This is a genomic window from Rhizobium sp. SEMIA 4085 (assembly GCF_013004495.1).
Classification (GTDB): Bacteria; Pseudomonadota; Alphaproteobacteria; order Rhizobiales; family Rhizobiaceae; genus Rhizobium; species Rhizobium gallicum.
Genome location: NZ_JABEPH010000269.1, coordinates 1 through 8,493 on the forward strand (window position 1 = coordinate 1; position 8,493 = coordinate 8,493).

At 61.6% G+C, this 8,493-nt stretch carries 5 protein-coding genes and 2 pseudogenes; 5 read left to right on the forward strand and 2 right to left on the reverse strand.

All coding sequences use genetic code 11. The features are described from left to right. Window positions 1-602 (forward strand): annotated as a pseudogene (locus C9413_RS22765) (tetratricopeptide repeat protein); the annotation flags it as partial. Window positions 603-611: 9 nt separating this feature from the next. On the opposite strand, the gene xth reads toward C9413_RS22765, so the two are convergent. Both xth and erpA read right to left on the reverse strand, forming a co-directional pair. Next, the gene (gene xth / locus C9413_RS22770) at window positions 612-1,403 is read right to left on the reverse strand and encodes an exodeoxyribonuclease III (RefSeq protein ID WP_039844706.1); all 792 of its coding nucleotides are present in this window, start codon (window positions 1,401-1,403) and stop codon (window positions 612-614) included. A 122-nt stretch (window positions 1,404-1,525) separates the two neighbouring features. Then, window positions 1,526-1,858, reverse strand: a complete 333-nt coding sequence (gene erpA, locus C9413_RS22775; protein ID WP_022715352.1) for an iron-sulfur cluster insertion protein ErpA — start codon at window positions 1,856-1,858, stop codon at window positions 1,526-1,528. 222 nt (window positions 1,859-2,080) lie between these two features. Between erpA and C9413_RS22780 the strand changes: the two genes are divergently transcribed. The 4 genes and pseudogenes from C9413_RS22780 to C9413_RS22795 all read left to right on the forward strand — a co-directional run. Beyond that, entirely contained in the window at window positions 2,081-3,298 is a 1,218-nt protein-coding gene (locus tag C9413_RS22780) for a deoxyguanosinetriphosphate triphosphohydrolase (protein WP_039844707.1), read from the forward strand. A 53-nt stretch (window positions 3,299-3,351) separates the two neighbouring features. Then, window positions 3,352-5,109, forward strand: a complete 1,758-nt coding sequence (gene argS, locus C9413_RS22785; RefSeq protein WP_039844708.1) for an arginine--tRNA ligase — start codon at window positions 3,352-3,354, stop codon at window positions 5,107-5,109. A gap of 61 nt (window positions 5,110-5,170) precedes the next feature. After that, entirely contained in the window at window positions 5,171-8,173 is a 3,003-nt protein-coding gene (locus tag C9413_RS22790) for an SPOR domain-containing protein (protein WP_039844709.1), read from the forward strand. Window positions 8,174-8,292: 119 nt separating this feature from the next. Continuing rightward, window positions 8,293-8,493 (forward strand): annotated as a pseudogene (locus C9413_RS22795) (beta-hexosaminidase); the annotation flags it as partial.

Below are 8,493 nucleotides of genomic sequence, written 5' to 3' on the forward strand. Positions count from 1 at the left end.
AATCCGCCCCCGAAAAGGGCCTTCTGGGTTCGCGCTGGGCGCTCCACAATATGTATGCCGACGCCTACGGCGTCGCCCAGGACGTTTTCTAAGCCTTCAAGATATACAGTGAGATCGCCCAGCAGGGCGTGGAGCCCGGCTCCGAAGATACCGGCTTCTTCATCAACGCGCTTTTGTCGCTCGCCAACTATTACAAGCACGGCATTCCCGGCAGCCCGGTGCGGACCGATCTCAGCCAGGCCCGCCAGCTCTATTTCCAGGTGGCATCGACCTTCGGCGTCGCTGAAGCGCAGTTCCAGCTCGCGCAGATGATGCTGTCGGGCGACGGCGGCACGCGCAGTCCGCAGCAGGCGAAGAAGTGGCTGAACCAGGCCCGCAAGAGCGGCCACCCCGGCGCCATGTCGGTCTTCGGCAATATTCTCTTCCAGGAAGGCCAGTCGGCACGCGGCCTGGCGCTGATGACGGCAGCGCTCGACCGCTGCAAGCCGAAGGATTGCGGCTGGATGGAATCGCTGCAGGAGCAGGCCTTCTCGGTCGCGACCGAAGGTGATCGCCGCACGGCTGTTTCGCTCTCCCACAAGATCGCGACCGGCCGCGACTAATCTGCGACCTTAAGCTGCGAAGTCGAAATAGGCGACGACCGGAACGTGGTCGGACGGCTTTTCCCAGGCCCGTACATGCTTTTCGATCGCCACCGACGTCATGTGATCGGCGGCCTCCGGCGAAAGCATCAGGTGATCGATCCGGATGCCGTTGTTCTTCTGCCAGGCGCCGGCCTGGTAATCCCAGAAGGAATAGAGCTGAACGGCGTCGCTCGAGGTGCGGACGGCATCGGTAAGCCCGAGATTTTCGAGCCTGCGGAAGGCCTCGCGCGTTTGCGGCAGGAAGAGCGCATCGCTTTCCCAGACCTTCGGATCGAAGCAGTCGTGCGGTTCGGGGATCACGTTGTAGTCGCCGGCAAGGATGAAGACGTCCTCATAGGCGAGGCGCGAGACCGCAAATTGGCGCAGCCGCTCCATCCAGGCGAGCTTGTAGGGATATTTTTCGGTGTCGACGGGATTGCCGTTCGGCAGATAGAGGCAGCAGACGCGAAGGGCGCGATTGCCGGGGATCGAGAACACGGTTTCGATAAAACGCGCCTGCTCGTCGAGAGCATCGCCCGGCAGCCCGCGGCTCACCTCGTCCGGCGTGGCCTTGGAAAGGATCGCAACGCCATTGAAACCCTTCTGGCCATGCGTTTCGACGTGATAGCCCATCGCCTCGATCTCGAGCCGCGGGAAGGCCTCGTCGATCGTCTTGATCTCCTGCAGGCAGACGATGTCCGGATCGGAATCCTTGAGCCATTGCGTGAGGTTGTCGATGCGCGCCTTGACGCCGTTGATGTTCCAGGTCGCGATCTTCATAGGTTGTTCCTTTTGCAGCTTCGTACCCGATCTTTTATCGTGCCGTCCCACATGCGGACAAGACGACAAACCAGCCGGAAGGGATACTTCGGCCGGTTCGATGTGGATAGACAGGCAAAGCTTTAAATCGAGAAGCTGGTGCCGCAGCCGCAGCTTGCAACCGCGTTCGGGTTCTTGATCTGGAAGGATTGACCGAGAAGGTTGTCGACGAAGTCGATTTCCGAGCCTGCCATGTAGACCAGCGACAGGCTGTCGATCAGGACCTTGGCGTTGTTCTTCTCGATGACGATGTCATCGTCGCGGGCATCGCCGGTAAGATCGAACTTGTATGAAAAACCCGAGCAGCCGCCGCCTTCGACGGAAACGCGCAGCGCGTTCTTGCCGGTTTCGGCACCGACGATCGCCGCGATTCGTTTTGCCGCCGCGTCGGAAAGGGTTACACTTGTATCCGTCATGTTTCCTCCTGCCGGGGTCAAGATCCGGAGAGAATTGATACTGGCCGATGAAACGTCAAACGGCTGATATCAAAAGAATTTACCACATGCGTTGCCAGAACGCATTAATCGGCAAAGCAGTTAAGAAAGCGCCTCTTTGCCGTTTATGTTGGCTATAGGTATGAAGAGCGCGATGCGGCGTCAATGGGCGAGGTGCTGCGCGATGTTGAATGACGGTGAAAAATGAAGATTGACAGGCAGGCGTTGGGTTTTGGAAATGGCGAGCGGGCAACCTATGCGGCAGACCCCTGGACGACGCGCGGAAGGCTTTATGCCGAAAGCTGCAGCCCGACGCGTTCCGAATTCCAGCGCGATCGCGACCGCATCGTCCATACGACCGCTTTTCGCCGTCTGAAGCACAAGACGCAGGTCTTCATCGCGCAGGATGGCGATCATTATCGCACACGCCTGACGCACACGATCGAGGTCGCCCAGATCGCGCGTGCCTTAGCGCGCGCCCTGAAGCTTGACGAGGACCTGGCGGAGGGCGTGGCGCTTGTCCACGACTTTGGCCACACGCCTTTCGGCCACACCGGCGAGGACGCGCTGCACGAGGTGCTCCTGCCCTATGGCGGCTTCGACCATAACGCCCAGTCGCTCCGCATCGTCACCAAGCTGGAGCGGCGCTATGCCGAATTCGACGGCATCAACCTGACCTGGGAGAGCCTCGAAGGCCTCGTGAAGCACAATGGGCCGCTGCTGACGAAGGACGGGCAGGGCACGCGCGGGCCGGTGCCGCAGCCGATCCTCGATTACTGCGAAATCCACGACCTCGAACTTGCGACCTTCGCCAGCCTCGAAGCGCAGGTGGCAGCGATCGCCGACGACATCGCCTATAACACCCATGACATCGACGATGGTCTGCGTTCGGGCTACCTGACGTTCGAGATGCTGGAGGAAATTCCGTTCCTCGCCGGACTGATGGCCGAGGTCCGCGCGCGCTACCCCCATCTTGAGAAGAGCCGGTTCACGCATGAGATCATGCGCCGGCAGATCACGCGCATGGTCGAAGATGTCATTGCCGTCGCCCAGGAGCGCCTGACTGAGGTGAAGCCGAAAAGCGTCAAAGATGTACGCAAGGCCGGCAAGGTGATCGCAACCTTCTCGGAGGCGATGTCGCAGACCGACAAGCAGATCAAGCAGATGCTCTTCAAACGCATCTACCGCCATCCCGACATCATGCGCATCCGCGCAGGCGCCGCAAAGATCGTCACCGATCTTTTCGCCGCCTACATGGCCAATCCGAAGGAGATGCAGAGCCATTACTGGGTCGATCATATTGCAGGCCTTGCCGATGCGCCGAAAGCCCGCCATGTCGGCGATTATCTGGCGGGCATGACCGACACCTATGCAATCAGCGCCCACCGGCGATTGTTTGACCACACTCCGGATTTGCGATAGGCAGCGGGCGCCGTGGCAGGAGCTGCGTCAGAGCCTATGCATGGAAGAGTGCGATGAACCTTTTTACCGACTTCGAAGCCAGGATTAAGAACGCCCTTGAACAGATTGATATCGTCAAGGAAAAGCGATCCGAGCTCGATTTCGGCCGCATCGCCGTCGAGCCGCCGCGTGATGCAAGCCACGGCGATGTCGCGACCAATGCCGCCATGGTGCTGGCAAAGTCGCTGGGGACCAATCCGCGCGCGCTCGCCGAAATCATCATCGCCAAGTTGAAGGAAGATGCCGACGTAGCCGACGTCTCCGTCGCCGGTCCCGGCTTCATCAACATCAGGCTTTCCATCGGCTACTGGCAGCGCTTGCTTGCCTCGCTCATCGCGGCCGGAACCGATTACGGCCGCTCGAAGCTTGGCGCCGGCAAGAAGGTCAATGTCGAATATGTCTCGGCAAACCCGACCGGCCCGATGCATGTCGGCCATTGCCGCGGCGCCGTCGTCGGAGACGCGCTGGCTAACCTGCTTGCCTTCGCCGGCTATGCCGTCGAGAAGGAATACTACATCAACGATGCCGGCTCGCAGATCGACGTGCTGGCGCGCTCGGTCTTCCTGCGCTACCGCGAAGCGCTTGGCGAAAGCATCGGCGATATCCCGCCCGGCTTTTATCCGGGCGATTATCTGATCCCGGTCGGAAAGTCCCTTGCTGGCGACTATGGCGTGCGGCTGCACAACATGCCGGAAGAGCAGTGGATGCCGATCGTCAAGGATCGCGCGATCGACGCGATGATGACGATGATCCGCGAGGACCTCGCAGCCCTCAACGTGCATCACGACATCTTCTTTTCCGAGCGGATGCTGCATAACGCCGGCGCTGCCGCGATACGCACCGCGATCAATGATCTGACCTTCAAGGGCTATGTCTACAAGGGCGCGCTGCCGCCGCCGAAGGGCCAGGTGCCGGAAGACTGGGAAGACCGCGAGCAGACGCTCTTCCGCTCGACGGAAGTCGGCGACGACATGGATCGCCCGCTTATCAAGTCGGATGGCTCCTACACCTATTTCGCCGCGGATGTCGCCTATTTCAAGAACAAGTTCGATCGCGGCTTCGACGAAATGATCTATGTGCTCGGCGCCGACCACGGCGGATACGTGAAGCGCCTGGAGGCCGTTGCCCGCGCCGTTTCCGAAGGAAAATCGAAGCTCACCGTTCTGCTTTGCCAGCTCGTGAAGCTCTACCGCAACGGCGAGCCGGTGAAGATGTCGAAACGCTCCGGCGATTTCGTGACGCTGCGCGACGTGGTCGAGGAAGTGGGCCGCGATTCGGTTCGTTTCATGATGCTCTACCGCAAGAATTCCGAGCCGCTCGACTTCGATTTCGCCAAGGTAACGGAGCATTCGAAAGACAATCCGGTCTTTTACGTGCAGTATGCGCATGCCCGCTGCATGTCGGTTTTCCGCCAGGCGAAGGAGGCGTTTCCGGATCTTGACCTATCGCCCCAAGACCTTGCGGATGCGGTCTCCGGCATCTACGATCCCACGGAATTGCAGCTGGTTGCGAAGGCGGCAGAATTCCCGCGCATCGTCGAATCTGCGGCACAGTCGCACGAGCCGCATCGCATCGCGTTTTACCTGTATGATCTCGCAAGTTTCTTCCATGCGCACTGGAATAAAGGTAAAGATCAAACGGACTTACGATTTGTTAACGATAAGAACCGAGAATCGAGTATTGCCAGACTTGGGCTGGTGTATGCTGTCGCTTCGGTTTTGAAGTCGGGACTCGCCATTACAGGCACTGCCGCACCGGATGAAATGCGATAACGTCACCATTTCCCCACATTGCGCTGGCATTTGACCGCGTGGGTTTACGGGTGGGATGAGTATGGCTGACAAACAACTGGCGTATGATACGCGAAAGAAGACGGAGCTTTTCGATGAAGGCGATCCGCTGGCTGAGCTTGCGCGTATCGTAGGCTTCGAGCCGCGCATAGCCGCCAATACGGTTGCTGAAGCGCCCCGGCAGGAGCCGGCATTCAATCTCGAGGACGAGCTTCTCCGCGAATTCGAGCGTTTCGACGCTCCGCGTCCGCTCGCCGGCCTCGATCGTCCGGCCGAGCCTGCCGCCGAAGAATATGACTATCCCGCAGCCGAGGCCATCGTCGAGCCGGAGCCTGTCGATCCGCCGGGTGCCACATCGCCCGCCGGGGAGGAGGCCGAGGTCCTTTCCGCCGCCGATTGGGCCGCGCCCCAGGCGTCCGAACCAGTTTTCGGTGGTGCCCGCGATCTGATCGAGGAGCTCGAGCTCTCGATCGGCGGTCCCACGGTTCAAATTCCTCAGGCTTCGGCCTCTGCCAAGGCGCCGCAGTGGTCGGCTGCCAGCATCAAGCTTCCGCTTGCAAACTTCCATGCCGCTCGCCGCGACGAGCCGGTTGAAGCGCCCGTAAAAGGCGTTGCGCCTGTCGAGGCGGTCGCCGCTCCCGAACAGCAGCCCGAGCCTGTTGCGCATGTTCAGCCCGTTGTCCAGCCCGAACCGGTAACGGAACCGGTTATGGAGCCGGTCGCCTTTGATCCGGCCGAGGAATTCGAAACCGCTGCTCCGCAGGGTTTTCCGGCCGAGCTCGATCGCCATGACGAAGTGGTCATGGATGAAGCGCAAGCCCAGGCAATGCTTGCGCCGGTGGAGGCGCCGGTTGCGATGGAGCCCCGGGTTGAAGCTGAACCATTCGATCTGGTTGCTGCCGCAACGGAAGGCGTCGTACAGGCTGACGCCGCGCTGACTGAAGCGCCTCCCGAAGATCAGCCGATCGCCTTCGATTTCGATGATCTGCTGGCGGACGTCTCCCGTTATCCGGTTCCTCAGCGCGCGGCCTCTGCGCCCGAGGAGCCGAAGGCGGCACCTTTCGAGGAGTGGGAGCCGCTGGTCGTTGCGCCCGTTACTGCTGCACCTGACGCCGCTCCAGTGGTTGTTGCGCCTGCTGCCGCCGAAGTTCCCGCTGGGGCCGCACCTGCCAAGCAGGACGCTGACAGCGAAGATCCGTTTGCCGGCCACGATTTCGAACTCGATCTCGAAGGCATCGAACTCGAACTCGCCGATCTAGATTTTGCCGAGCCTGCAAAGACGCCGGAACCTGCTCCTGTCGTTACGGCACCGCCGCCTGCCGTGGTTGTCGCGCGGCCAGTCGGGCAGGTTGCTGCCGCTTCGCTTTACGATAGGCCGCATCCCGCAGCCGTGGAGAGCGTGGAGAGCGTGGCCGCTGCAGCCGACGCCGATGAAGATCTTCCCTTCGATGCCTCGATGATTTCCGAGGCCGACCATCATCCCGAGACTGTCGAGGACATGCATGTGCCGTCGCTGCCGCCCGTCGAGCAGCCGGCGCCGGCTGCGCCGGTAAACGACTTCGATTTCGACGTCGACGCGGAAATTGCAAGCCTCTTCGAAACGTCAGTCCGAAAGGAACCGGCTGCGGCGGCACCCGCTTGGGCTCCTGCAGCAGCCGCTGCCGTTGTTGCAGCAGCGCCGGTGGCGCCTCGGCCGCAGTCGGCTGGCGGACTTGACGAATTCGAGCGTGCGCTTGAGGAGGATTTCCGCCGCAGCGTTCGTGAACCCGTTCGCCGCGCCGAAGCGCCGGCCGAGGTCCGTATCCAATCCGCGGCCGAGGCCGAGGACATGGGTCGCGCCCGTTCCATGAAGCGGTTGCTTGCGGCTGCCGCTCTGATCATCGTCTTCGCCGGCGGTGCCTACGGCGTCTTTTCGGTTGTTACCGACGGCGGCCTCGGCATTGCTGGCGGCGAACCGCGCGTGATCGTGGCCGACAAGGAACCGGTCAAGATCGTCCCGGAAAATCCGGGCGGCAAGACTGTGCCAAACCAGGACAAGGCGGTTTATGACCGCGTTGCCGGTGCCACCGAAGCGCCGAAGCAGAAGGCGCTCGTTTCATCCGACGAAGAGCCCGTCGATGTCGTTCAGCGCACCCTGACGCCCGAAGTTCTGCCGGAAGACAACGATGGACCCATCGCCGACAACCCGGCAAGTACGCCGGTCGGCGATACGCAGGACCCGCGTCTGCTTCCGAACGAGGACACGGCTGAGAACGGTGCTGCGGCCGAAGACGGCCCCGATAGCGATCGTCCGCCCGCCGTTGCACCGCGCAAGGTTCGGACAATGATCGTCAAGCCGGACGGAACGCTGGTTGCCCGCGAAGAGCCTGCCGCACCGGTTGAAGAGCCCGCCGTTCAGCCGCCTGCCGCCGTGACGGCCTCTAAAGGTTCGGCGGCAAGCTTCCCGGCGAGCAACGAGGTCGCCTCTGCCGATATCCGCGCGACGCCTGTTGAAACGACCACCGTCGCGCCGCTGCCCGCCTCTCAGCAGCCATCCACGTCTACCCTGGAAAAGGTTGCCGCTGCAGATCCGGCAAATGCGAAGGTCGATCAGCCTGTCGCCCCGGTTCAGACACCGCCCGCCGCTGAAAAGCCTGCCGATACGGCGCCGGTACCGACGGCCCGTCCGGCCGAGCAGCCGGTCAATGTCGTCGGCACCGTGACCGAAAAAGGCAATGTCCGCCCGGCCGAACAGCAGCCGAAGCCGGCTGAAGTGGCATCCGTCGAGCCTGCCGCTGCCAAGCCGCAGCAGGCTGCACCGGCTGGCGGGTACGGCATGCAGATCGCGTCGTTGCCGTCCGAAGCAGAGGCGAACAAATCCTATGCGAGCCTGTCGAAGAAGTTTGCAAGCGTCCTCGGCGGCCGCAGCTTTGAAATCCGAAAGGCCGAAATCGCCGGTAAAGGCACGTTCTACCGCGTCCGGATCCCGGCCGGCTCGAAGGACGAGGCCGCAGCCCTTTGCCAGCAATATCGCTCAGCTGGAGGCAGCTGCCTGATTTCGAAGTAAACGGTTGATCGTTTGATCCGGAGCGGCGGGCATGTCCCGCCGCTTTTTTGTGTGCTGCTTTCCTGTGAATGGCGATTGACCTTACTCGCAATTCCCCAACAGGCCTCTATGATTCGGATATGAACGAATCAAAAGCGATGATCCTGGGCTGTAGCGGCCTGTCACTCACCCCTGAAGAAAAAGCCTTCTACAAGGCTGAGCGGCCCTGGGGCTTCATCCTCTTCGGCCGCAATATCTCCGAACCGCAGCAAATCGCCGGTCTCGTCGCCGAAATGCGCGAAAGCGTCGGCTGGCACGCGCCGGTGCTGATTGCTCAGGCA

Excerpts from the sequence above, each read along its gene's own strand:
- xth (WP_039844706.1), bottom strand. The coding sequence starts at position 1,403 with ATGAAGATCGCGACCTGGAACATCAACGGCGTCAAGGCGCGCATCGAC.
- erpA (WP_022715352.1), bottom strand. The coding sequence starts at position 1,858 with ATGACGGATACAAGTGTAACCCTTTCCGACGCGGCGGCAAAACGAATC.
- C9413_RS22780 (WP_039844707.1), top strand. The coding sequence starts at position 2,081 with ATGAAGATTGACAGGCAGGCGTTGGGTTTTGGAAATGGCGAGCGGGCA.
- argS (WP_039844708.1), top strand. The coding sequence starts at position 3,352 with ATGAACCTTTTTACCGACTTCGAAGCCAGGATTAAGAACGCCCTTGAA.
- C9413_RS22790 (WP_039844709.1), top strand. The coding sequence starts at position 5,171 with ATGGCTGACAAACAACTGGCGTATGATACGCGAAAGAAGACGGAGCTT.